Source organism: Dryocola mayonis (assembly GCF_051307045.1).
Classification (GTDB): domain Bacteria; phylum Pseudomonadota; class Gammaproteobacteria; order Enterobacterales; family Enterobacteriaceae; genus Dryocola.
Genome location: NZ_CP150452.1, coordinates 2,843,631 through 2,867,270, shown reverse-complemented (window position 1 = coordinate 2,867,270; position 23,640 = coordinate 2,843,631). Strand labels below are relative to the sequence as shown.

Annotated in this window: 15 protein-coding genes and 5 pseudogenes; 9 read left to right on the top strand and 11 right to left on the bottom strand. The window is 56.2% G+C overall.

What is annotated here, in order from left to right:
• Positions 1–41 precede the first annotated feature (41 nt).
• A pseudogene (mglA, locus tag WLO32_RS13850) lies at positions 42–1,560 on the top strand (galactose/methyl galactoside ABC transporter ATP-binding protein MglA).
• 21 nt (positions 1,561–1,581) lie between these two features.
• Positions 1,582–2,592 (top strand): galactose/methyl galactoside ABC transporter permease MglC, encoded by a 1,011-nt coding sequence (mglC, locus tag WLO32_RS13845; RefSeq protein WP_435945639.1) that lies wholly within the window; start codon positions 1,582–1,584, stop codon positions 2,590–2,592.
• 102 nt (positions 2,593–2,694) lie between these two features.
• Here the strand turns inward: mglC and sanA are convergent, their stop codons facing one another.
• The 5 genes and pseudogenes from sanA to ldtB form a co-directional block, all read right to left on the bottom strand.
• Positions 2,695–3,414, bottom strand: a complete 720-nt coding sequence (gene sanA / locus WLO32_RS13840; RefSeq protein ID WP_435945638.1) for an outer membrane permeability protein SanA — start codon at positions 3,412–3,414, stop codon at positions 2,695–2,697.
• Between the two features lie 132 nt (positions 3,415–3,546).
• Positions 3,547–4,431, bottom strand: a complete 885-nt coding sequence (gene cdd, locus WLO32_RS13835; RefSeq protein WP_435945637.1) for a cytidine deaminase — start codon at positions 4,429–4,431, stop codon at positions 3,547–3,549.
• 131 nt (positions 4,432–4,562) lie between these two features.
• A complete protein-coding gene (locus WLO32_RS13830) occupies positions 4,563–5,258 on the bottom strand; it encodes a CidB/LrgB family autolysis modulator (RefSeq protein WP_435945636.1) in 696 nt (231 codons plus the stop codon).
• Positions 5,255–5,656 carry a CidA/LrgA family protein gene (locus WLO32_RS13825; protein ID WP_435945635.1) on the bottom strand — a complete coding sequence of 134 codons (402 nt, stop codon included), beginning with the start codon at positions 5,654–5,656 and terminating at the stop codon, positions 5,255–5,257. The genes WLO32_RS13830 and WLO32_RS13825 overlap by 4 nt, the downstream gene beginning before the upstream one ends.
• Positions 5,657–5,839: 183 nt before the next feature.
• A pseudogene (gene ldtB / locus WLO32_RS13820) lies at positions 5,840–6,761 on the bottom strand (L,D-transpeptidase).
• A gap of 233 nt (positions 6,762–6,994) precedes the next feature.
• Here ldtB and WLO32_RS13815 point away from each other — a divergent pair.
• Positions 6,995–8,591: pseudogene (locus WLO32_RS13815) on the top strand (ABC-F family ATPase).
• A 213-nt stretch (positions 8,592–8,804) separates the two neighbouring features.
• On the opposite strand, the gene WLO32_RS13810 reads toward WLO32_RS13815, so the two are convergent.
• From WLO32_RS13810 to WLO32_RS13795, 4 genes and pseudogenes are all read right to left on the bottom strand, one after another.
• On the bottom strand, positions 8,805–9,269 hold the full coding sequence (locus WLO32_RS13810) for a DUF943 family protein (protein WP_435945634.1): 465 nt from the start codon (positions 9,267–9,269) through the stop codon (positions 8,805–8,807).
• Positions 9,253–9,708 (bottom strand): annotated as a pseudogene (locus WLO32_RS13805) (YPO3983 family protein); the annotation flags it as partial. The gene WLO32_RS13810 and the pseudogene WLO32_RS13805, both read right to left, overlap by 17 nt.
• 298 nt (positions 9,709–10,006) lie before the next feature.
• A pseudogene (locus tag WLO32_RS13800) lies at positions 10,007–12,371 on the bottom strand (TIM-barrel domain-containing protein).
• A gap of 15 nt (positions 12,372–12,386) precedes the next feature.
• Entirely contained in the window at positions 12,387–13,688 is a 1,302-nt protein-coding gene (locus tag WLO32_RS13795) for an MFS transporter (RefSeq protein WP_435945633.1), read from the bottom strand.
• Between the two features lie 269 nt (positions 13,689–13,957).
• Here WLO32_RS13795 and WLO32_RS13790 point away from each other — a divergent pair, with 269 nt between their 5' ends.
• A complete protein-coding gene (locus WLO32_RS13790) occupies positions 13,958–15,058 on the top strand; it encodes a LacI family DNA-binding transcriptional regulator (protein ID WP_435945632.1) in 1,101 nt (366 codons plus the stop codon).
• On the opposite strand, the gene moeB is transcribed toward WLO32_RS13790, so the two are convergent.
• Positions 15,046–15,807 carry a molybdopterin-synthase adenylyltransferase MoeB gene (moeB, locus tag WLO32_RS13785; RefSeq protein ID WP_435945631.1) on the bottom strand — a complete coding sequence of 254 codons (762 nt, stop codon included), beginning with the start codon at positions 15,805–15,807 and terminating at the stop codon, positions 15,046–15,048. The genes WLO32_RS13790 and moeB overlap by 13 nt on opposite strands.
• A gap of 1 nt (position 15,808) precedes the next feature.
• Positions 15,809–17,041: a molybdopterin molybdotransferase MoeA gene (moeA, locus tag WLO32_RS13780; RefSeq protein ID WP_435945630.1), complete on the bottom strand. Its 1,233-nt coding sequence runs from the start codon at positions 17,039–17,041 to the stop codon at positions 15,809–15,811.
• A 214-nt stretch (positions 17,042–17,255) separates the two neighbouring features.
• Here moeA and iaaA point away from each other — a divergent pair, with 214 nt between their 5' ends.
• From iaaA to gsiD, 5 genes are all read left to right on the top strand, one after another.
• Entirely contained in the window at positions 17,256–18,209 is a 954-nt protein-coding gene (iaaA, locus tag WLO32_RS13775) for a beta-aspartyl-peptidase (protein ID WP_435945629.1), read from the top strand.
• Positions 18,209–20,083, top strand: coding sequence for a glutathione ABC transporter ATP-binding protein GsiA (gsiA, locus tag WLO32_RS13770; RefSeq protein ID WP_435945628.1), 1,875 nt, complete (start codon positions 18,209–18,211; stop codon positions 20,081–20,083). Before iaaA ends, gsiA begins: the two co-directional genes overlap by 1 nt.
• Before the next feature lie 26 nt (positions 20,084–20,109).
• Positions 20,110–21,648: a glutathione ABC transporter substrate-binding protein GsiB gene (gsiB, locus tag WLO32_RS13765; RefSeq protein WP_435945627.1), complete on the top strand. Its 1,539-nt coding sequence runs from the start codon at positions 20,110–20,112 to the stop codon at positions 21,646–21,648.
• A 95-nt stretch (positions 21,649–21,743) separates the two neighbouring features.
• Positions 21,744–22,664 (top strand): glutathione ABC transporter permease GsiC, encoded by a 921-nt coding sequence (gene gsiC / locus WLO32_RS13760; RefSeq protein WP_435945626.1) that lies wholly within the window; start codon positions 21,744–21,746, stop codon positions 22,662–22,664.
• A gap of 2 nt (positions 22,665–22,666) precedes the next feature.
• Positions 22,667–23,578 carry a glutathione ABC transporter permease GsiD gene (gsiD, locus tag WLO32_RS13755; RefSeq protein WP_435945625.1) on the top strand — a complete coding sequence of 304 codons (912 nt, stop codon included), beginning with the start codon at positions 22,667–22,669 and terminating at the stop codon, positions 23,576–23,578.
• Positions 23,579–23,640: the final 62 nt, after the last annotated feature.

The following is a 23,640-nucleotide window of genomic DNA, read 5'->3' as shown; positions in this document are numbered from 1 at the left end:
AGATCTAACGCTCAGTGACACTATCGCAGCCAGGTATAACTATGGTCAGCAATCAGACATCTTCGCCTGAATACTTGTTGGAAATGACCAACATAAACAAGTCATTCCCCGGCGTTAAGGCGCTCGATAATGTGAATTTAAAAGTGCGTCCTCATTCCATTCACGCGTTAATGGGAGAGAACGGTGCGGGTAAGTCCACGTTATTAAAATGCCTTTTTGGGATCTACAGTAAAGATTCCGGCAGTATTCTTTTTCAGGGACAGGAAGTGAATTTCTCCAGCACCAAAGAGGCGCTGGAAAACGGTATTTCCATGGTGCATCAGGAGCTTAACCTGGTATTGCAGCGCACCGTGATGGACAACATGTGGCTGGGTCGTTATCCGACCAAAGGCGTGTTTGTCGATCAGGATAAGATGTACCGCGACACCAAAGATATTTTTGATGAGCTGGATATTGATATCGATCCGCGCGCCCGCGTCGGCACGCTTTCCGTATCACAAATGCAGATGATCGAAATCGCCAAGGCGTTTTCCTACAATGCCAAAATCGTCATTATGGATGAGCCCACCTCATCCCTGACGGAAAAAGAAGTTAACCACCTCTTTAAAATTATTCGTAAATTAAAAGAGCGCGGCTGCGGCATCGTTTATATCTCCCACAAAATGGAAGAAATATTCCAGCTGTGCGATGAGATTACTATTTTGCGTGACGGACAGTGGATCGCCACCCAGCCGCTTGAAGGGCTGGACATGGACAAGATCATTTCCATGATGGTCGGGCCGCTCCCTGAACCAGCGCTTCCCGGACAAATCCAACGTGCCGGGCGAAGTGATTATGGAAGTGCGCAACCTGACCTCCCTGCGCCAGCCGTCCATTCGCGACGTCTCCTTTGACCTGCGCAAAGGGGAAATCCTCGGCATCGCCGGTCTGGTAGGCGCCAAGCGTACTGACATCGTGGAAACGTTATTCGGCATTCGTGAAAAATCTTCCGGAACCATTACGCTGCACGGCAAAAAGATTAATAACCACACCGCGAACGAAGCTATTAACCACGGCTTTGCGTTAGTTACCGAAGAGCGACGCTCAACGGGTATTTACGCCTACCTGGATATCGGTTTTAACTCGCTGATTTCAAACATCCGTAACTATAAAAATAAAGTTGGCCTGCTGGATAACACCCGTATGAAAAGCGATACCCAGTGGGTTATCGACTCCATGCGCGTTAAAACGCCAGGGCACCGCACGGCGATCGGCTCTTTGTCAGGCGGTAACCAACAAAAGGTAATTATTGGCCGCTGGCTGTTAACGCAGCCGGAAATTTTAATGCTTGATGAACCTACGCGCGGCATCGACGTAGGCGCAAAATTTGAAATTTATCAGCTGATTGCTGAGCTTGCCAAAAAAGGGAAAGGGATCATTATTATTTCGTCCGAAATGCCGGAGTTGTTAGGGATTACAGACCGTATTCTGGTAATGAGCAATGGCCTCGTTGCGGGAATTGTAGACACTAAAACAACCACGCAGAACGAAATATTACGTCTTGCGTCTGTGCACCTTTGATAATTTAGGGGCTATTGAAAAATGAGTGCGTTAAATAAGAAAAGTTTTCTAACTTATCTGAAAGAAGGCGGCATTTATGTCGTTTTGCTGGTGCTGCTGGCGATTATTATTTTCCAGGATCCGACGTTTTTAAGCCTGATGAACTTAAGTAACATTCTGACCCAGTCTTCAGTGCGTATTATTATCGCGCTGGGCGTGGCCGGGCTGATTGTCACTCAGGGTACCGACCTTTCCGCTGGTCGTCAGGTGGGCCTTGCGGCGGTGGTGGCGGCAACGCTTCTGCAGTCCATGGAAAACGTCAACAAAGTCTTCCCTGACATGCAGACCATGCCTATTCCGGTGGTTATCCTGATCGTCTGCGTGATCGGCGCGGTCATCGGCCTGCTGAACGGTATTATCATCGCCTATTTGAACGTGACGCCGTTTATCACCACGCTGGGCACCATGATCATCGTTTACGGCATCAACTCCCTGTACTACGACTTCGTGGGCGCATCGCCGATTGCGGGCTTTGACAGCGGCTTCTCGACCTTTACCCAGGGCTTTATCAGAATGGGTGATTTCAAGCTTTCGTACATCACCTTCTACGCGTTGATTGCGATTGGCTTTGTCTGGATCCTGTGGAACAAAACCCGTTTCGGTAAAAATATTTTCGCCATCGGCGGCAACCCGGAAGCGGCGAAAGTATCCGGCGTAAACGTAGCGCTGAACCTGATTATGATTTACGCGCTGTCCGGCGTCTTCTACGCCTTCGGCGGGATGCTCGAGGCAGGCCGTATCGGCTCGGCGACCAACAACCTCGGCTTTATGTATGAACTCGATGCGATTGCAGCCTGCGTGGTCGGCGGCGTGTCGTTCAGCGGCGGGGTAGGTACGGTCATTGGCGTGGTAACCGGCGTTATCATCTTCACCGTTATCAACTACGGTCTGACCTATATCGGCGTGAACCCATACTGGCAGTACATCATCAAGGGCGGGATTATCATCTTCGCGGTAGCGCTGGACTCCCTGAAGTACGCTCGTAAGAAGTAATCTTCGTTATGTCGGGCGGCTATGCCGACCCGATCTGCGAAAGACTTATAAGGTGGATAAGCGTACGCGCTGTCCACCTTTTTTCTTGCAACGGTATGCCTTCTACTTTTTCCCTTTCTTCTGTATTTCCAGCAGCTGCTCAGGCGTTACCGCCGGGTAAGACTGCGCATCTTCCGGAACTTCGTGCAGGGCGGGAATCGGCACCAGCGGGCCGAGGAATCTTGGTTCACGCTTGAAAATATACACGTCCGCAAGCGCTCCCAGACGCGCGCCGAATTCACGAATCCTTACCGTCATCATATTTTTAGGCGAAGGCACGGCGTAGCACTGCGCCTGAATGCCCATATGCAGGGCGATAAACAGCGCCCTTTCGCAGTGGAAGCGCTGGGTAATGATAATAAAGTCGTTGGTGTCGAACACTTTGCGGGTGCGCACGATGGAGTCCAGCGTGCGGAAACCGGCGTAATCCAGCACGATATCCGCAGGATCGACGCCTGCGGCAATCAGATCCTTACGCATCGTCATCGGCTCATTATAGCTGGACTGCGCGTTGTCGCCGCTTAATAAAAGGTAGTTAACTTTGCCGCTGTTATAGGCGTTCAGCGCGCCCTGAATGCGATAGAGGTAATACTGGTTGATGACGCCGGTGCGGTAATACTTGGCGGTGCCGAGCACCACGCCCACCTGGCGATAGGGCAGGTCCTGCAGCTCGTCGTAAACGTAGGGGGCCGTTTTCCAGCTCATCCAGCGGTCAAGGCCCAGCGCGGTTAAAAGAGGCAAGCCGATGATGACTAACAGGCTGTAAAACAAGCGCTTCAACATTGACTTGCGGACTCATGAATAGGATGAAATTTTATCCAAGGCTACTTTACCCACGGGTTAAGAGCAAGGCGTGCGCTCCTGGTTGAGCTAAATTTCAGCAAAGCGGGTGTGGGTACACCCGCTACGGGAAGCTTAACCCAGCAGGGCGCGATCGATATTCTGGCAGCCCAGCGCTTTAAGCGTGGCCACGGTCGCATCCCACTGGGTCAGCGAGGCATCGGCGCGTTCGGCCAGAACGGCGCGTTGAATATCGCTGTAATCATAGCCAGACAGGCTCAATACGTTCAGCGCGGCCTGCAGCGGAGGCAGCGACGGGTTAAAGGCCGCGTTCTCGGCGTAGCTGCCGCAGATAATTTTCCCGTCCCGCAGTTCCAGCGCAACGCCCGCGGGCGCTTTGCTGTACGGCGCATGGCTGCGGTTGGCGGCGGAAATCGCGGCCTGGTTTAACTCATCGCCTTGCAGAGTGAAGCCGTGATCCATCTCGTCTAACAGCAGGGTGGCGATATCTAAATCGCGCGGGCCGAAAGCGTCCGGCAGGTAGTCGCCAAGCGTGGCGGGACTGCGGCCAGGAAGATTGATTTGCAGCTTCACGCCGCTGTTCAGCTCGTTCATAAACTGACGGCAGTGGCCGCACGGCGTGTAGTTAACCGTAATGGAAACCAAAGCTTTTTCGCCGCGCATCCACGCATGGGTAATGGCGCTTTGTTCCGCATGAACGGTTTGCTGCATGGTGGTGCCGGCAAATTCCATATTGGCGCCAAAATAGAGGTTGCCGCTGACGCCGCGGGCTACGGCACCCACGTTAAAATCCGATAAAGCCGCGCGGGCGCAGGAGGCGGCAAGCGGAAGCAGGGCAAAGGCCAGCGCATCGTCATCCAGACCCGTCTGGCTTTTCAGCGCTTCCACTTCCCGGACGCTGAACATGGCCGGGAAATGGTCATCGGCAAGCAGGGATTGCAGGGCGGCCTGCAGTGAAGCCGGGAGCTGTGCGAAAGCAGCATGAAAACGGGAACGCATGGGTCTTAGCCTCATAATAGGTAATGGAACCCTAGTGTACGGTGCAACAGAGGCTTTATATGTGATCGATATCTAATTGCAAATGCAACAGATGAAATAAAAAATGGAATTGCGCGATCTGTCGCAGGTTTTTAGCCAAAAAGCGCCACGATAAGCGGGAACAGGAACGGGGCGATAAGCGACGTTATAATCCCGCAGATGACCAGCGCCAGCGAGCTGAAAGCCCCTTCCTGGAAATCCAACTCCGCGCAGCGCGCCGTGCCGAGGGCGTGAGCGGCGGTGCCCATTGCCAGGCCACGTGAAGCCTTGGTCGTAATGCGCATGACGTTCAGTAAAGTGTGGCCAAACACGGCCCCAAGGATGCCGACAAAAATCACGCACACCGCGCTGATGGCGGGGATCCCGCCGATGCTGCCGCCCACCGCCATCGCAATCGGCGTGGTAACGGATTTCGGCAAGACGGACGCGGCAATTTCCGGCGTGGCGCCCATATACAGCGCAATGGCGGTGCCGCTTATCATCGCCACCATGCTGCCGATAAAACAGATGCTAATGATAGATTTCCAGCGCGCGCGGATCTGGTGGAGCTGTTCATAAAGCGGGAAGGCGAGGGCGACCACGGCGGGCTGCAGCAAATTGTTAAGCACCTCGCTGCCTTTAAAATAATGTTCATAGGGCGTGCCGGTAAAAATCAGCAGCGGGATAATCACCACCATTGAGACCAGCAGCGGATTGAGCAAAGGCGTTTTAAAACGCGCGCCAAGCCTGCGGGCGCCAAAAAAGACCAGCAGCGACAGCGGTAAAGACCACCACATATATTGCATCATTTTTTATCCGCCTCGTTTTCACCGATGATTTTGCGCTCGCCGTGCACCAGATGAGAGCTCCAGCTCACGATAATCAGCACCACCAGGGTGCTGATAAAACAGGACACCACCACCGGACCGAACTGCGCCTTGAGCACTTCGTAATACTGCATCACCCCCACGCCAATCGGCACGAACAGCAGGGCCATATAGCGAATCAGCAGGTGGCAGCTCGGCTTAACCCACTTCGCCGGCAGGATTTGCAGCGAAAGCAGCACAAATAAAATCAGCATGCCGATAATGCTGCCCGGAATGGTAATCGGCAGCAGCGAAGCGATGGCGATACCCGCGTATAAGCACAGGTAAATTAAGATAAAAGATCGCAGGTACTGCCAGATAACGGTGAGCGAGTTGCGCATGGAAATGGTCCTTTGGGAAACGCATTCATCATACAATTAAACTTAATATTGTGCTACCGATCACAACATGAATTATGAGCATATCAAATATTCCCGCCATGAAGGTTGCGGAAACTTTCGCACGGCCGGCCGACGGGCGAAAAAAAGGCGACCCGAAGGTCGCCTCATTGCGGAAAGGGAGCTTTAGTTCAGGCGAACCGGCATACCGGAACGGCTCTGAATCGCCTGGTCCACAACGTTGGTATCAACGTCCGGTTGAGCGGTAATCGCCGTCACGTTGCTTTTCAGGGTGATTGGCACGATTTCATCAGAGTTGAACTGCGCTTCGGTAGTAGACAGCGGGTTATGCACTTCAATGTAGCGCGTGCCGTCTGGCTCTACGGTCGCTTTCACCGGCTCATCAATAAACTGTACGCGAGTACCGACCGGCACGTTTTCGAACAGGAACTTGATGTCTTCGTTACGCAGGCGCACGCAGCCGTGGCTTACGCGCAGGGCCGATACCGAAGTTGGCGTTGGTGCCGTGGATCGCATACAGGCGGCCAATATAGAGCGCGTACAGGCCCATTGGGTTGTCCGGACCGGCTGGCACAACGGCCGGCAGCGGAGTGCCGGCGGCCGCGTATTCCGCGTGCATTTTGGCCGTCGGCGTCCAGGTTGGGCCGGCTTTCTTACGTTCTACTTTAGTCGTCCAGTTGATCGGCGTGTCTTTGCCCAGCTGGCCGATACCAATTGGCAGCACGATAACGGTATTGGTGTCTTTCGGGTAATAGTACAGACGCATCTCGGCGCTGTTGATAACGATGCCTTCATGAACGGTGTCCGGCAGGATAAGCTGCTGAGGAATGTTCAGGATAGTACCGGGCTTTGGCAGATAAGGATCCACGCCAGGGTTGGCTTCCAGCATGTTGGAAAGCCCCATCTGGTAACGCGCAGCAAACTCTTCCAGCGGCGCGGTGCTGCCTTCAGGAATGGTGATAACCTGGTTCTGACCAATCAGGCGGCTGCCGTCGGTTGGCAGAGGATAGGTCACGGCGGAAGCTGTTTTGCAAACAGACACAACAGCCACAAATGCCAGTAAAATCGAGCGTAATTTTATATTCATGTTGTGCGAAGTATTTTGGCCACACAGGCTAGTTAGTTGAAAATCAGATGAGGTTCAGCCGCGCATTATATGTGCATTCCCCCAGTCTGGGAAATCAGATGTGGATTAAATCACATTTTTTTCACAGCGATTACATTATAGACGGCGCACAAGCAGCGCGATCCGTAAACGCACTTATGGCATACTGTGCCCGATATCACAAATTACATTACTTCTTTTATCAGGACATCTCTGTGCTAGTTTCCAGTAACGTCACTATGCAGTTCGGCAGTAAGCCGCTGTTTGAAAACATCTCCGTCAAATTTGGCGGCGGCAATCGCTACGGCCTGATTGGCGCTAACGGTAGCGGTAAGTCCACCTTTATGAAGATCCTGGGCGGTGATTTAGACCCGACCCTGGGCAACGTTTCTCTCGATCCGAACGAACGCATCGGTAAGCTGCGTCAGGATCAGTTCGCCTTTGAAAAATTCACCGTGCTCGACACGGTAATCATGGGCCATGCTGAACTCTGGGAAGTAAAGGAAGAGCGCGACCGCATTTACGCGCAGCCGGAGATGAGCGAAGAAGACGGCTATAAGGTCGCCGATCTCGAAACCAAATACGGCGAGATGGACGGCTACACCGCGGAAGCGCGCGCGGGCGAACTGCTGCTGGGCGTAGGCATTCCCGTAGAGCAGCATTACGGCCCGATGAGCGAAGTTGCGCCCGGCTGGAAGCTGCGCGTGCTGCTGGCGCAGGCGCTGTTCTCCAATCCGGACATCCTGCTGCTCGATGAACCGACGAACAACCTCGACATCGACACCATCCGCTGGCTGGAAACCGTGCTCAACGAGCGCAACAGCACGATGATCATCATTTCGCACGACCGTCACTTCCTGAACATGGTTTGCACCCACATGGCGGACCTGGACTACGGCGAACTGCGCGTTTATCCGGGCAACTACGACGAATACATGACGGCGGCAACCCAGGCGCGTGAACGCCTGCTGGCGGACAACGCGAAGAAAAAAGCGCAGATTGCCGATCTGCAGTCCTTCGTGAGCCGCTTTAGCGCCAACGCCTCTAAATCGCGTCAGGGCCACCTCCCGCGCCCGTCAGATTGATAAAATCAAGCTCGACGAGGTTAAAGCCTCCAGCCGTCAGAACCCGTTTATCCGTTTCGAGCAGGACAAGAAGCTGTTCCGTAACGCGCTGGAAGTAGAAGCGCTGACCAAAGGCTTTGAGGAAGGTCCGCTGTTTAAAGGCGTTAACCTGCTGCTGGAAGTGGGGGAAAAACTCGCGGTGCTGGGCACCAACGGCGTGGGTAAATCCACCTTCCTGAAAACCCTGGTGGGCGAGCTGGAAGCGGACGCGGGCAGCGTGAAATGGTCCGAAAATGCGCAGATTGGCTACTACGCGCAGGATCATGAATATGAATTCGAAAACGATCTCACCGTCTTCGACTGGATGAGCCAGTGGAAGCAGGAAGGCGACGACGAGCAGGCGGTGCGCAGCATCCTTGGCCGCCTGCTGTTTAGCCAGGACGATATCAAAAAGCCTGCTAAGGTACTTTCCGGTGGTGAAAAAGGCCGCATGCTGTTTGGCAAGCTGATGATGGAACGCCCTAACGTGCTGGTGATGGATGAGCCCACCAACCACCTGGATATGGAATCCATCGAATCGCTGAACATGGCGCTGGAAATGTATCCGGGCACGCTGATCTTCGTTTCCCACGACCGCGAATTTGTCAGCTCGCTGGCAACGCGCGTGATTGAGATTACCCCGGAACGCGTTATCGACTTTACCGGTGGGTATGAAGATTACCTGCGCAGTAAAGGAATTGACGGTTAACAAAAAATCTGCCGTAGCGCTGTAAAGGCTGTTCGCCAGCTTAAATCCAGCGCTTCGGTTCAGATCTCAACAACGCCTTGTGCGCCGCCTGCCTGAATAACAGGGCAGGCGGGCGGTAAGGCGTTATTTTTCTTCCCATCGATATAATCGCATAGCCATGACCTTATAGCGGGCGTAAGCATAATTTTCTTATGGCTGTTATGCCTCGAAATTTTATTCATATTTTGTTTTTACCATTTCACCATTTTTCTTCATGCGATATATTTTGTTATTAGTGATAAAAGTTAGTCCCATATTTTTGCTGTTGCTGACAGAAAAAATCTTATTCTTTTCTATACAATTTATCGGGGGGTTCATATCATCAAAACAGAGTCGGTCATATTTCCCCTGTTCTTTATAGCCTCCACCGAAATCCCAAAAAACCACGGTGAAACTCCCATAAGGTGCGGGATTGAGGATATCATACTGGTTTTTTAGGCTATCTTTATTTTTCAGCCACCAGCTTATTTTCCCGTTATCCGTAAAAGGGAAATGTTTCACCAGAACATAGCTGTGGCTGCCATTTTTGTGTACAGCGATAATTTCTATCGGACGTAGCAATAACCACAAAGAATAACCGCACAGGATACAGCCGGTCAATATCAGAAGCAGAATGTATTTTTTATTTACCACTTTCATTGCGGTCTCCGATAATTTCTATATTGGTTATAAAAGGCTTAAAACCAAACTGATTGTATCGCTGGAGCACAAACCAGATGCGGAATAAACGGAACTGGTTGAATTTGGCTTTTAGAATATCGTTATCGTCGAGGCCAAAGTGATCCTGTACTTTGTAATGCACCACCGCCCGGTAGCGAGCATTATCGATCTGAAAGGGTTTAATTGTAATATGCGTGGCCCAAGCGTCATGTACGGTAATGCCCATACCGTTAAAGCTATCCTGAGACCTGTCGAATTTTGGGAGCTTTGCAAAATTTATGGCTTTGCGAAATTCATCCTTCTTTTCTGTCGGAGAGATATTAATTTTCCAGCTGATATATCCTTTAAGCGTGTTTTTTATTCGTAACTGCGTACTATTTTTTGTTCTGCCATTAAGAATATGATCTTTCAATGCGGATTTGAATATAATGCAGGGGAATTGTAGTGCAGCCATTGTAGTACTTTCCTTGTATTATCGACCTCCATGGTCACGATAACGGAATAATACGCCTTGGCGGGCCGCGGTGGAAATATTGTACAGCCTCCCGGCTCGGATTCAGAATTTTGACCGTCTCCTATGGGTGAGGTCCGCACGCCTGCACTGAAAAAACGCTGCGGTTTCTTCTCGCCGAATTGACTGAGCTGATTGCGGAGATGACGTTGTCGGTACAGATTAGTAGGGTGGATAAGCGCATGCGCCATCCACCGCCTGATTATTACAACATCCAGTAATCCTGCCCGACGCCTTCCACCAGCAAACGACGTTTTTCGCCCGCAGGCAGCGTCAGCTTCAGCTGTTTCCACGCCGGCTGATAGTCGCCTTTACGCTTAAAGGTGATATGAATTTCCTGCGCGCTGCAGCGAATCTCCCAGTCCAGCCACAGCGCGTAGCCCTGCCGGTAGCCCCAGGATTCGCCGTCGTCTTCAAACAGGCTTCCGCTTGTAACGCCCGTTCCGCGCAGCGGATAAATCTTCAGCTCGCGTACATCATCCGCTCTGTTGTCCACGTGCGCGACGCGTGCGGAATGCGGCAGGGCGGCGCCGGCGCGCACCAGCAGCGGCAGATGCTCCAGCGGCGCGTCCACGACGATATGCTGCCCGCCGCCGTACCACCGGCCGGTGTAGTAGTCATACCAGCCTTCACCGTTTGCCGGCAGCCACACTTCACGCTGGCGCTGCCCGGGCTCCACGACGCTTGCCACCAGTAAATCGCGGCCCAGCATAAAATCGTCGCACTCTTCGAAGGTCTTCGCGTCGTGCTCGTGGTCGAGGAACGTCGGGCGCAGCATCGGCTCGTCGTCCGCATGCGCCTGCCACAGCAGCGTGTAAAAATAGGGCAGCAGGCGATAGCGCGTTTCAATGGCGCTGCGAATTGCCGGGGTGATGGCCGGGTACATCCACGGCTCGTTCACCGTCTGGTCGTCATTCCACGAGTGGATGGTAAAGCGCGGGTGCATCACGCCGTTTTGCACCCAGCGCACAAACAGCTCCGCATCCGGTTTATCGCCGGAAAAGCCGCCCACGTCGTGCCCCACGTTGTACAGGCCCGGACAGGCTCATTCCCAGGCCCATGCGGGTGTTGTAGCGCAGCGTATTCCAGCTGGTGCGATTATCCCCGCTCCAGGTTTGCACGTAGCGCTGCATTCCGGCGCAGCCGGAGCGTGAAATCAGATAGGGCCTTTTCCCGGGCGCGAAACTCTGCTGCGCTTCAAGCGAGGCACGCATCATCAGCAGCGGCATAACCGGGCGGATATTCTTAATGGCGATCTCTTCACCAAAGCCGTGGCAGCGGGCTTCGCCGTCCCATATCTCAAATTCGTTATTGTCGTTCCACGTTGAATCAATGCCCATTTCCAGCAGCTGGGTAGTGACGCCGTTTTGCCACCACGCCACCGTTTCCGGATTGGTGAAATCCAGGTGCGAACCTTCGTCGTCCCAGAAGCTTGAGCGCTCCGGTCCGTCGCGTTCTGAATCCTTAATAAACAGCCCGCGCTCCGCCACTTCCGCATAGCGGGGATGATCGTGTAGCAGACAAGGCTTAATGTTCGCCGCAAGCTTAATGCCGGCATCGTGGAACGCCTGGCTCATCACCTTCGGCTGCGGCACCTTGTCGTGGTTCCAGTTAAAGACGTAGCGCTTGTTGTTGATGGAGGTATAGCCCGATGACAGCTGGAATGAATCGCAGGCAATCGCGTGTTTATCGCACAGGCTGATAAAGTTCATCAGCTGCTGCTGCGCGTCCGGCGCGTCGGTGTAATGCATGGTTGAGCCGCTGTAGCCGAGGCTCCATTTCGGGCCGAACAGCGTTTTGCCGGTCAGGCGAACAAAGGCTTTGGTGACGTCCAGCACTTTCGGTCCGAGGAACAGGTAGTAGTCGATGTCGCCGGATTCCGCCTGCCAGCGGCGGTAGGGCAGATGATAGTTGTCGATCTCGTTGCCTAAATCCAGCCAGCAGCTGCTGAGGTTGTCGTAAAACATGCCGAAGCTGACGTCCGGGCGCTTAGTAATGGTAAACGGAATGTGCTTATACAGCGGGTCGGTGGACTCCGCGTTGTAGCCCATCGCGTCGAGATTACGCATTTCATAGCGTTTACCGGTGCGGGCGAGCGGCCCGGCTTTTTCGCCCAGCCCGTAATAGCTTTCTTCTTTATACCGGCGCTGGTAGTGCGCCACGCCGTCGCCGTGCGCGTTCAGCAGATAGGCGCTGGTCGGGCGATCGCTTGCCAGCAGCCGCCACTCGCCGCCGTCGTTTTTGTACTCCCACTCCAGCCACAGCGGCCGATGGACGGTGACGCGAAGCTTATCGGCGCTGATGCGCAGCGTGTCTTCTTGCTCCTCCACCGTGAAGCCCGGTAGCGCAAAGCCTTCCAGGCTTTCACGGGCGCGTCCTTCCCAGGGCACATCGTTAAGCGGCGCGATGCTCCAGGTACGGTTCAGGGCCAGCCTGTTCTCGCGCTTAAGCAAAACGCGGAACATTCCTTGTTCCAGCACGTATAAACAGAGTCGATGCTTGTCGTCCACGTTTAATTCAACGTGATGCGCATCGCAATTCAACAGCGTCCAGTTCTTCAGGGTTTTCATCATCTACCATCCATATCAGGCGCGCCCGGCGCGGCGTTCAGCAATAAAAGAAACCAGGAATACGGCGCCAATCAGGTCAAAGAAACCCATGGCGATAAACAGCGGGTTGTAGCCGATTTTGTCGGCGGTGACGCCAATCAGCAGCGAAAACAGGAAGCTTGCAATCCAGGCCGCGGAGCCGCGCATACCGTTGACGGTGGCCATCTGGCCCCGGTCAAAGGAGTCCACGACAAGGGCGCTTAGCATGCAGGAAATTATCTGGTGCCCGAAGCCGCCCACCGAAATCAGCGCGATGGTGACGTAGGGATCTCTGGTTATCGCCACCAGCGCAAGGGAGAGCATCAGAAAGGCGCCGGTCACGGAGCTGGCCACGATGGAGTTCGTCCGCGAGCAGCCAAACCAGCGGGTATAAACCTTTGTCAGATAGCCGCTCGCCACGCTGCCGAGGTCGGCGGCAAGGAACGGCAGCCAGGCGAACATCGCAATCTGTTTCAAGTCCATACCGCGTTCGCTTGCCAGATACAGCGGCACCCAGAAGCTCAGCACCGCCCAGGCCGGCTCGGCCATAAACGCCGGGATGGCGATACCGTAAAAACGTTTGTTCCTGGAGACGGTTTTCAACGCGGTAAAGAAAGGTAACTTCACGGCCGGCGGTTCATTATCCTGCCTGATGAAGGCCAGCTCTTCCTGGCTCAGGTTCGGGTGCTGTTCGGGGTTATGGTAGAACAGCCACCACAGCGCCACCCACAGCACCGCCAGCACGCCGGTAAACATAAACGCGCCCTGCCAGCCGAAAGAGGCGTGGGCGAAATAAATAATCGGCGGCGCAAGCATCGCGCCGATGGAGAAGCCGACGCCCGCCCAGCCCGCGGCGATGGGACGCTCCTTTTTCGGAAACCATTCGCCGATGGTTTTGGCGTTGGCAGGCGTTGCCGCCGCCTCCGCGCCGCCCATAAAGAAGCGCAGAATCGCCAGCTGCAGCCAGCTACCGGCGCCGGCGTGCAGCATACAAACCACCGCCCAGACGCCGGCGCAAAGCAGAAAGCCGAGCTTGAGGCCAATCACGTCAATCAGCCAGCCGCAAAGGGGCTGGAAGAGGGTGTAGGCCAGCTGGAAGGCGCCGACTATCCAGGAATACTGTTCGGTCGTGATGCCAAGAGAGGTTTTCAGTTCAGGGGCAAGAATGCCCAGCGAATTGCGAGTGATGTAGTTAACGGTAACGCCGAGTAAAAACAGCACCAGCACCCACCAGCGTAAATTACGGATGGTGCGTCTGGTTTTTACCGCCGTTGCATCCTGTTGTATGCCATGGCTCATGTCGTTCTCCACGTAGCAGAGGGTCAGTCGGAATTGGTATAACAGCCTTCTGGCCGGATTGATTTTAATAACTGTTTGATTAATATTGTTTTATTGAGATATTTCGTTATCGAATCGCGAAAAGCTGTTCGATAAATTGAGCCTAAAACAGTTATAAAAGTGCCGACAGCAGATTTGATGCAACAATTTTCATAAGCGTGCGGAATAAGGCTTATGAGAAGAAAAATTGTCAGTAAAATGGCGATAAGCATGGCTGTGAAAATTTTTTCATGGGCAAAGTGGGCGTAGATCACAAAATGAGCAAAAAGCTAAAAATTGCCGAAATAGCGGCGCAGACCGGGCTTTCCATCAGCACCGTTTCCCGCGTGCTGGCGGGCAAAGCCAACACCAGCGAGGCGGCCAGGCAGCAGGTATTAAGCTGCGCACGGCAAAACGGCGTGCTCAAAGGCATCGCGGCGGGGAGACTGCTGCTAAACAGCCTGGTGGTGTTTGCGCCGCAGCGGGCGTTTGAAGAGCGGCTGGACGTCTTCTATTACCGCGTGATTCAGGGCATCAGCAAGGCGCTGGCGCCACATGAGGTGCGGCTGCGCTACTGCGCCCTCGAAGAACACGACAGCGACGCCAACCTGTTTTTGAGCAAGATGAACGAAGCGGAAACGGAGGCGGCGATCCTGTTGGGCATCGACGATCCGCATATTCACAACCTGGCGGCGGATCTCGCCAAACCCTGCGTGCTGATCAACTGTCGCGATCGCAAAATGCGCCTGCCGGGCGTGGCGCCGGATCACCAGCTAATAGGTGAGTTCGCCGCCGGCTATCTGTTTGAGCAGGGGCATAAACACGTCGTTAATTTACTTTGCCTGCGCCGCTACACTATGGAGCTGCGCCTGGCCGGCATTCGCGATGCCTGGGAAGAGCACAACCTTCAGTTTGACGAGGGTCAGCACTTGATTACCGCGCAAAGCTTCAGCGCCAAAGAAAGCGAAAGGATTATCGATGATTTTCTGGCGAACACGCCGCGGCACAGGTTGCCGACGGCGCTGCTGGCGGGCGGAGATTTTATGGCCGCCGGCGCGGTCAGCGCCCTGCAAAAGGCGGGTTTACGCGTGCCGCACGATATGTCGGTAATGAGCATCGACGGATTTAACCTTGCGGCCATTCACGACGTGCCCCTTACCTCGCTGCATGTGCCGCGCGACGAGCTGGGTGAGGAAGCCGTGCATCTTCTTCAGCAACGGCTTATTCGCCCTGACGCGCCGGTGGGGAATCTGCTGCTAAACGGCTCGCTGGCGGTGCGGGAATCCGTGCGCCGTATACGCCATAACAAGAGCCATACGGCGGTGAAAAGCGACGGGCTTTACGATGAGTGAGCTCCGCACACTTCGCAGCGGGCAAAACGCTGCAGCTTCATCTCGCGGAACTGGCAGGTCATGGCATCGTACATAACGATTTTCCCGGCCGCAGGCTTGCCGTAATTCGCCAGCAGCTTGATGGCTTCCATCGCCTGCAGCGAGCCAATGACGCCCACCAGCGGCGCCATTACGCCCGCTTCGACGCAGGTTAACGCGTTGTCTCCAAACAGATGGCTCAGGCAGCGGTAGCAGGGCTCGTCCGGCTGGTAGGTGAACACGCTGATTTGGCCCTCCATGCGGATTGCCGCGCCGCTGACCAGCGGCTTCTTCGCGTGAAAGCAGCATTGGTTGAGCTGATTGCGGATGGCGACGTTGTCGGTACAGTCGAGCACCAGATCGTGCTTCGCCACTTCATCTGCCAGCCGGGACTCGTCCAGCCGCGCGTTTATCGTTTCGAGCGTGATGTGAGGATTAATGGCGGCCAGCGCGTCCCGCGCGGAATCCACCTTCGCCTGGCCGATGGTCGCGTCGCGATGCAGCGTCTGGCGTTGCAGGTTAGACAGCGCTACCGTATCGAAATCCAGCAGCGTGAGATGCCCCACGCCCGCGGCGGCAAGATACTGCGCGGCGGCGCAGCCCAGGCCGCCCAGGCCGACCACCAGCGCGCGCGCCTCTTTTAACGCTTCCTGCCCGTCGAAATCAAAGCCGCGCAGGATAATCTGGCGGTTGTAGCGCAGCATTTCCGCATCGCTCAGTTCGGCCGCCATCCTAGCCTCCAAACAGCGCGTTAAAGGGTTCGATCTCCACCCATTCACCGGCCTCGACGTTGCCGCGCTCGCGTTCCAGCACGATAAAGCAGTTGGCCTGGCTAAAGGAGCTGAAAATATGCGAACCCTGATGTCCGGTGCTGAGCACTTCAAGCTGCCCGTCCAGCGCGGTGCGCATGATGCCGCGCTGGAAATCCAGACGCCCCGGCGTTTTTTTGAGCCGGCCAACCGTGCGTGCGCGCTGGCGCGGCGGGAGAGCGTTGCCCTGCTGGCCGCTTAGCCTGGCCAGCAACGGCTGCACCAGCTGGTAGAAGGTCAGCGCCGCGGAAACCGGGTTGCCCGGCAGGCCGCAGAACCAGCTATTTTGCAGGCGTCCGAAGGCAAAAGGTTTGCCGGGCTTGATGGCCAGCTTCCAGAAGCCCACTTCGCCTAACTCTTCGAGAAGCTGTTTGGTGTAATCCGCTTCGCCCACGGAAACGCCGCCGCTGCTGATGACCACGTCCGCCTGGGCGTCCGCTTCAATAAAGGCTTCGCGCAGGGCTTCAGGGTCGTCTTTAATGATCCCTGAATCGATGACCTCGCAGCCGAGCTGGTCAAGCATCAGATGCACCGCGAGGCGGTTGGTGTCGTAAATTTGCCCTTCGCCAAGCGGCTGGCCCGGTAACTGAAGTTCATCGCCCGTTGAGAACACGGCGGCGCGTACTTTGCGCAGCACTTTTACCTCGGCAATGCCCAACGAGGCGATAAGCGGCAGCTCGGCGGCGGTCAGCTTTTTGCCCGCGGGCAGCACGCTGGCGCCGCTGCGGATATCTTCGCCGCGCAGGCGGATATTCTGGCCGTTTTTCACCGGCGCATTAAAACGTACGCCGGTTTCCGTCACCTCCGTCTCTTCCTGCATGACGACCGCTTCCGCGCCCGCCGGCAGCGGAGCGCCGGTCATAATTCTTACGCAGGTGCCCGCAGGCCACTCTTCGCTAAACGGCTGTCCGGCAAAGGCCTTTCCCGCAACCGGCAGGGCGCCGCCGGCAGCAATATCGGCCATGCGCACCGCGTAACCGTCCATGGCTGAGTTATCAAAGCCCGGCACGTCCATGGGCGAGGTGACCGCAGCGGCGGTAATGCGTCCGGCGGCCTGCAACAGCGGGATAGTTTGCGATTCGGTAACGGGAACAATACGCGAAAGCATCTGCTCCAGAGCGGTTTCAAGCGGGATCAGCCCGGCGGTAAATTCCATGAAAACTCCTGCGGCGGGGGCAAAGTAAGGCGCATATTATGGCAGATAAAGCGCCGGCGCTGAATGTTCCATTAGGGGTAAGGGGCGTCGTCAATTTTCTTTACAACACATTTACGTCTTTCTATATTCAAAAATCGAATTAGTTAACGGTAACGATTCTGATATCTATAGAAAAAGTGTTGCCGGATAACAGCTATGACAGGGCCATGTCGTTATGAACAAAGCGGTAATTGCGATCCACGGCGGAGCGGGCGCCATCACGCGCGCGCAGCTAAGCGTTGAGAAAGAGCAGCTCTATATTCAGGCGTTATCGGAAATCGTCGAGGCCGGACAGGCTATCCTGGCCGCAGGCGGCAGCGCGCTGGACGCGGTAACCGAAGCCGTGCGCCTGCTTGAAGAGTGCCCGCTGTTTAACGCCGGCATCGGCTCCGTCTTTACCCATGCGGGCACGCATGAACTTGATGCCTGCATTATGGATGGCAATACGCTGAACGCCGGGGCGGTGGCGGGCGTAAGCCACATTCGCAACCCGATTATCGCCGCGCGCAAGGTGCTGGAAAACAGCCCGCACGTGCTGCTGGCAGGCGAAGGCGCCGAGGCGTTCGCGTTCGCGCAGGGGCTTGAGCCGGTATCGCCTGAGATTTTTTCCACGCCGGAACGCCTGGAGCAGCTAAGGCGCGCGCAGCTGCATAACCAGACCGTGCTGGATCACGATGGCGGCGAGCCGCTGGACCCGGATACGAAATTCGGCACCGTCGGCGCGGTGGCGCGCGACAAATTCGGCAACCTCGCGGCGGCGACCTCAACCGGCGGCATGACCAATAAAATGCCCGGCCGGGTAGGGGATTCTCCTCTCGTCGGCGCGGGTTGCTATGCTAATAACGCAAACGTTGCCGTTTCCTGCACCGGCACGGGTGAGGTCTTTATCCGGGCGCTTGCCGCCTATGATATTGCCGCCCTGATGGAATACCGCGGCCTGAGCCTGCACCAGGCCACGGAACGCGTGGTGATGGAAAAACTGCCCGCCCTTGAGGGCAGCGGCGGGGTTATCGCCATCGACAGCGAAGGCAACGTGGCGCTGCCGTTTAACAGCGAAGGGATGTACCGCGGCTATGGTTATGTCGGGGATGCACCGAGCGTAGGAATCTATCGCGACCAGGAGCATTGATGCCGCACAGTGATGAACTGCCAGAAGACCGGGTGCTCAGCGTTAACGATCTGAACATTCGGTTTCGCCAGGAGAAAACGTACAGCGAAGCGGTGCGCCACCTTTCGTTCGATCTCAAACGCGGCGAGACGCTGGCGATTGTCGGCGAGTCCGGCTCGGGGAAATCCGTTACCGCGCTGGCGTTAATGCGCCTGCTGGAGCAGTCCGGCGGCCTGGTCGCAAGCAAAAAAATCCTGCTGCGCCGCCGCAATAAGCAGGTTATCGAGCCGTATAAATTCAGCTCCTCGCAGATGCGCAACGTGCGCGGAGCGGATATCGCGATGATTTTTCAGGAGCCCATGACCTCGCTTAACCCGGTGTTCCCGGTGGGCGAGCAAATCGCAGAATCCATTCGTCTGCACCAGGGGCTTGACGGCAGGGCGGCGCTGCTTGAAGCGCAGCGCATGCTCGAACGCGTGCGCATTCCCGAAGCGAAGGCCATTCTCGGCCGCTATCCGCATCAGCTTTCCGGCGGGATGCGCCAGCGCGTGATGATTGCGATGGCGCTCTCGTGCCGCCCGGCGGTACTGATCGCCGACGAACCGACAACGGCGCTGGACGTCACCATTCAGGCGCAAATACTTCAGCTTATCCGCGTGCTGCAGGACGAAATGGAGATGGGCGTCATTTTCATTACGCACGATATGGGCGTGGTGGCGGACATCGCCGACCGGGTGCTGGTCATGTACCGCGGCGAAGCGGTAGAAACCGGCAGCGTGGAGCAGATTTTTCGCGCGCCCGTTCACCCCTATACCAAAGCGCTGCTGGCGGCGGTGCCGCGCCTTGGGTCGATGAACGGTAAAGAGCTGCCGCGTAAATTTCCGCAGGTCGATGCCAACGATCCTGATAAATACGAACCGGAAACCGAGCAGGACACCATCCCGGCGGGCGCCGCGCCGGTTTTACAGGTGCGCGATTTAGTTACCCGCTTCGATATCCGCAGCGGCGTGTTCAATCGCGTGACTAAACAGGTACACGCGGTCGAAAAGGTAAGTTTTGATTTATGGCCGGGTGAAACCCTGGGCCTGGTCGGGGAGTCCGGCAGCGGTAAATCCACCACCGGGCGTTCGCTGCTGCGGCTGGTGGAAACCCAGGGCGGCAGCATTAGCTTTAACGGCCAGCGTATCGACAACCTGCCAAACGCGCAGATGCAGCATGTGCGCAAAGATATCCAGTTTATCTTCCAGGATCCCTACGCCTCCCTCGACCCGCGTTTGACGGTCGGCTATTCGATCATGGAACCGCTGCTGGTGCATAAGATGATGCCAAAAGCGCAGGCGCAGCAACGGGTTGCCTGGCTGCTGGAGCGCGTCGGCCTGCTGCCGGAACACGCCTGGCGCTACCCGCACGAGTTTTCCGGCGGCCAGCGTCAGCGTATCTGCATCGCCAGGGCGCTGGCGTTAAATCCCAAAGTGGTGATCGCCGACGAGTCCGTCTCCGCGCTGGACGTCTCCATCCGCGCGCAAATTATCAACCTGCTGCTCGACTTACAGCGCGAGTTTGGCATCGCGTTTTTGTTTATTTCTCACGATATGGCCGTTGTGGAGAGGATCTGCCATCGCGTAGCGGTGATGTACCTGGGGCAGATTGTCGAAATCGGCCCGCGCCGCGCGGTGTTTGAAAATCCGCAGCATCCCTATACCCGTAAGCTCATGGCCGCCGTTCCGGTGGCCGACCCGGCGCACCGGCGCCCGAACCCCGTTCTGCTTTCTGATGAGATCCCAAGCGCCACGCGCAGGCTTGGGGATGAACCGCACGTTGCTCCGCTGGTGGCCGTGGGCCCCGGGCATTTCGTTGCCCGCCACCCGATCGGCAGCCATGAAAACCATATTTAGGCAGGGATAATCAGGAGAATAACAATATGACATCAAACACTACCAAGAAATGGCTGGCTGCGGCAGGCCTCGCCTCCAGCGTACTGGCCGCGCCGGCCTTTGCCGCCAAAGATGTCGTCGTGGCGGTGGCGTCCAACTTCACCACGCTCGACCCGTACGACGCCAACGACACGCTTTCGCAGGCGGTGGCGAAGTCGTTTTATCAGGGTCTGTTCGGTCTCGATAAGGACATGAAGCTGCAAAACGTGCTGGCGGAAAGCTATACCGTGTCGGACGACGGCCTCGTCTATACCATCAAACTGCATCCGGGAGTAAAATTCCAGGACGGGACGGATTTTAATGCCGAAGCGGTGAAGATAAACCTCGATCGGGCCAGCAATCCGGACAGCCACCTCAAGCGCTATAACCTCTACAAGGCGATTGCCAAAACCGAAGCGGTGGACGCAACCACCGTGAAGATCACCCTCAAACAGCCGTTCTCGGCGTTTATCAATATTCTTGCGCATCCGGCAACGGCGATGATTTCACCTGCCGCGCTGCAAAAATACGGCAAAGATATTGGTTTCCACCCGGTCGGCACCGGCCCGTATCAGCTGGATACCTGGAACCAGACGGATTTTGTGAAGGTGAAGAAATTCGCCGGCTACTGGAAACAGGGGCGGCCGTTGCTGGATACCATCACCTGGCGCCCGGTTGTGGATAACAACACCCGCGCGGCGATGCTGCAAACCGGCGAAGCGCAGTTCGCGTTCCCTATTCCTTACGAGCAGGCGGGACGGCTTGAGAAAAACGACAGGCTGGAGCTGGTGGCCTCGCCATCCATCATGCAGCGCTACATCAGCATGAACGTCACGCAAAAACCTTTCGATAATCCAAAAGTGCGCGAGGCGATTAACTACGCTATTAACCGCCAGGCGCTGGTGAAGGTGGCGTTCTCCGGCTACGCTACGCCGGCGGAAGGCGTCGTGCCGCCTTCTATCGACTTCGCGCAGAAATATAAGCCGTGGCCGTACGATCCTGCTAAGGCGCGAGAGCTGCTGAAAGAAGCCGGTTTCCCGAACGGCTTTGAGACCACGCTGTGGTCTTCACACAATCACAGCACCGCGCAAAAAGTGCTGCAGTTCACCCAGCAGCAGCTGGCGCAGGTGGGGATTAAAGTGAAGGTTACGGCGATGGACGCCGGCCAGCGCGCCGCCGAAGTGGAAGGCAAAGGGCAGGCGGAAAGCGGCGTGAGAATGTTCTACACCGGCTGGTCGGCTTCGACCGGCGAGGCGGACTGGGCGCTGTCGCCGCTGTTTGCTTCTCAAAACTGGCCGCCGACGCTGTTCAATACCGCGTTTTACAGCAATCCGCAGGTGGATAAAGACCTGAGCGAAGCGCTCAAAACCACCAACCGCGATGATAAAGCTAAGCTGTATAAAGACGCGCAGGACACCGTCTGGAAAGAGTCTCCGTGGGTGCCGCTGGTGGTGGAAAAACTGGTTTCCGCGCACAGCAAAAACCTGAGCGGCTTCTACGTGATGCCGGATACCGGGTTTAGCTTTGATGATGCGGATTTGCAGTAGAATCAGGCGTTTCGTCGCAGGATGGATAAGCGCAAGCGCCATCCTGCGAAAAAACGGCGGGCGGCGCCTGTCCGCCTTAAGTTAACGAGGTAACTTTGTTTAACTATTTCCTCAAGCGCCTGCTGGGCCTCATTCCAACGCTGCTTATCGTCGCGGTGCTGGTGTTTTTGTTCGTGCATATGCTGCCGGGCGATCCTGCGCGTCTTATCGCCGGGCCGGAAGCGGATGCCCAGGTCATTGAGATGGTGCGCAAGCAGCTGGGGCTGGATTTACCGCTGTGGCAGCAGTTCTGGCATTTTATTGTCAATATCCTGCGGGGCGACTTTGGGATATCGATGGTGTCGCGCCGTCCGGTGACCGAAGAGATCGCCAGCCGCTTTATGCCGACGCTGTGGCTTACCGTCACCAGCATGGTCTGGGCGGTCATCTTTGGTTTGTTTACCGGCATCGTCTCCGCCGTGTGGCGCAACCGCTGGCCGGACCGGATCAGCATGACGATCGCCGTGTCGGGCATTTCCTTCCCGGCCTTCGCGCTGGGCATGCTGCTGATGCAGGTATTTTCCGTCGAGCTGGGCTGGCTGCCCACCGTCGGGGCCGATAGCTGGCAGCACTACGTTTTACCGTCCATTACGCTGGGCGCCGCGGTGGCGGCCGTAATGGCCCGCTTTACCCGCGCCTCTTTTGTCGACGTGCTGCAGGAAGACTACATGCGCACGGCCCGGGCTAAAGGGGTGAGCGAAACGCTGATAGTGATAAAACACGGCCTGCGCAACGCGATGATACCGGTCGTCACCATGATGGGCCTGCAGTTCGGCTTCCTGCTCGGCGGCTCGATTGTGGTGGAAAAAGTCTTTAACTGGCCGGGGCTGGGCCGCCTGCTGGTGGATTCGGTCGAAATGCGGGATTATCCGGTGATTCAGGCGGAGGTGCTGCTTTTCTCGCTGGAATTTATTGTTATCAATCTGGTGGTGGATCTGCTTTATGCGGCCATTAACCCGGCAATCAGGTACAGGTAAGGATGCGACTTTTTAACTGGCGACGTCAGGCGATACTTAACGAGATGCCGATTGTGCGGCCCGAAGCCGTGCGCACGCCGTGGCGCGAATTCCGGCGGCGGTTGCGCAAACAGCCCGTCGCGCTGATCGCCGGGGCTTTTGTGCTGCTGCTGATAACGGTAGCGCTTATCGCTCCCTGGATTGCCCCCTTTGATGCGGAAAACTACTTCGACTACGACAGGCTAAACGACGGCCCCTCCATGCTGCACTGGTTCGGCGTGGACTCGCTGGGGCGGGACATCTTCAGCCGCGTGCTGGTGGGCGCGCAGATTTCATTAGCGGCGGGCGTGTTCTCGGTGCTTATCGGCGCGCTTATCGGCACCTTTTTTGGCCTGCTGGCGGGTTATTACGAAGGCTGGTGGGATCGCATCATCATGCGCATCTGCGACGTGCTGTTTGCCTTCCCGGGCATTCTGCTGGCTATCGCCGTGGTGGCGGTGATGGGCAGCGGGATGGCGAACGTGATTATCGCCGTGGCGATTTTCAGCATCCCGGCGTTCGCTCGGCTGGTGCGCGGCAACACCCTGGTATTAAAACACCAGACCTTTATCGAGTCGGCGCGCAGCATTGGCGCCTCGGACTGGACGATAATTTTTCGCCATATTTTACCCGGTACGGTATCGTCTATCGTGGTCTATTTCACCATGCGTATCGGCACCTCGATTATTTCGGCGGCGAGCCTGTCGTTTCTGGGGCTGGGCGCGCAGCCGCCAACGCCTGAGTGGGGGGCGATGCTCAATGAGGCAAGGGCGGATATGGTGATGGCCCCGCACGTGGCTATCTTCCCAAGCCTTGCGATCTTCTTAACGGTGCTGGCGTTTAACCTGCTGGGGGATGGTTTGCGGGACGCGCTGGATCCGAAGATAAAGGGGTGATTGTGAAAAAAGGTGGATAGCGCTCGCGCTTATCCACCCTACGGATACGTTTCGGCAGGGCG

What these genes read in the sequence shown, in the direction of transcription:
- gsiB (WP_435945627.1), top strand. Translation starts at nt 20,110, where the DNA reads ATGACATCAAACACTACCAAGAAATGGCTGGCTGCGGCAGGCCTCGCC.
- gsiA (WP_435945628.1), top strand. Translation starts at nt 18,209, where the DNA reads ATGCCGCACAGTGATGAACTGCCAGAAGACCGGGTGCTCAGCGTTAAC.
- moeA (WP_435945630.1), bottom strand. Translation starts at nt 17,041, where the DNA reads ATGGAATTTACCGCCGGGCTGATCCCGCTTGAAACCGCTCTGGAGCAG.
- iaaA (WP_435945629.1), top strand. Translation starts at nt 17,256, where the DNA reads ATGAACAAAGCGGTAATTGCGATCCACGGCGGAGCGGGCGCCATCACG.
- WLO32_RS13790 (WP_435945632.1), top strand. Translation starts at nt 13,958, where the DNA reads ATGGGCAAAGTGGGCGTAGATCACAAAATGAGCAAAAAGCTAAAAATT.
- sanA (WP_435945638.1), bottom strand. Translation starts at nt 3,414, where the DNA reads ATGTTGAAGCGCTTGTTTTACAGCCTGTTAGTCATCATCGGCTTGCCT.
- moeB (WP_435945631.1), bottom strand. Translation starts at nt 15,807, where the DNA reads ATGGCGGCCGAACTGAGCGATGCGGAAATGCTGCGCTACAACCGCCAG.
- WLO32_RS13825 (WP_435945635.1), bottom strand. Translation starts at nt 5,656, where the DNA reads ATGCGCAACTCGCTCACCGTTATCTGGCAGTACCTGCGATCTTTTATC.
- gsiD (WP_435945625.1), top strand. Translation starts at nt 22,667, where the DNA reads ATGCGACTTTTTAACTGGCGACGTCAGGCGATACTTAACGAGATGCCG.
- cdd (WP_435945637.1), bottom strand. Translation starts at nt 4,431, where the DNA reads ATGCGTTCCCGTTTTCATGCTGCTTTCGCACAGCTCCCGGCTTCACTG.
- WLO32_RS13830 (WP_435945636.1), bottom strand. Translation starts at nt 5,258, where the DNA reads ATGATGCAATATATGTGGTGGTCTTTACCGCTGTCGCTGCTGGTCTTT.
- WLO32_RS13810 (WP_435945634.1), bottom strand. Translation starts at nt 9,269, where the DNA reads ATGAAAGTGGTAAATAAAAAATACATTCTGCTTCTGATATTGACCGGC.
- WLO32_RS13795 (WP_435945633.1), bottom strand. Translation starts at nt 13,688, where the DNA reads ATGAGCCATGGCATACAACAGGATGCAACGGCGGTAAAAACCAGACGC.
- mglC (WP_435945639.1), top strand. Translation starts at nt 1,582, where the DNA reads ATGAGTGCGTTAAATAAGAAAAGTTTTCTAACTTATCTGAAAGAAGGC.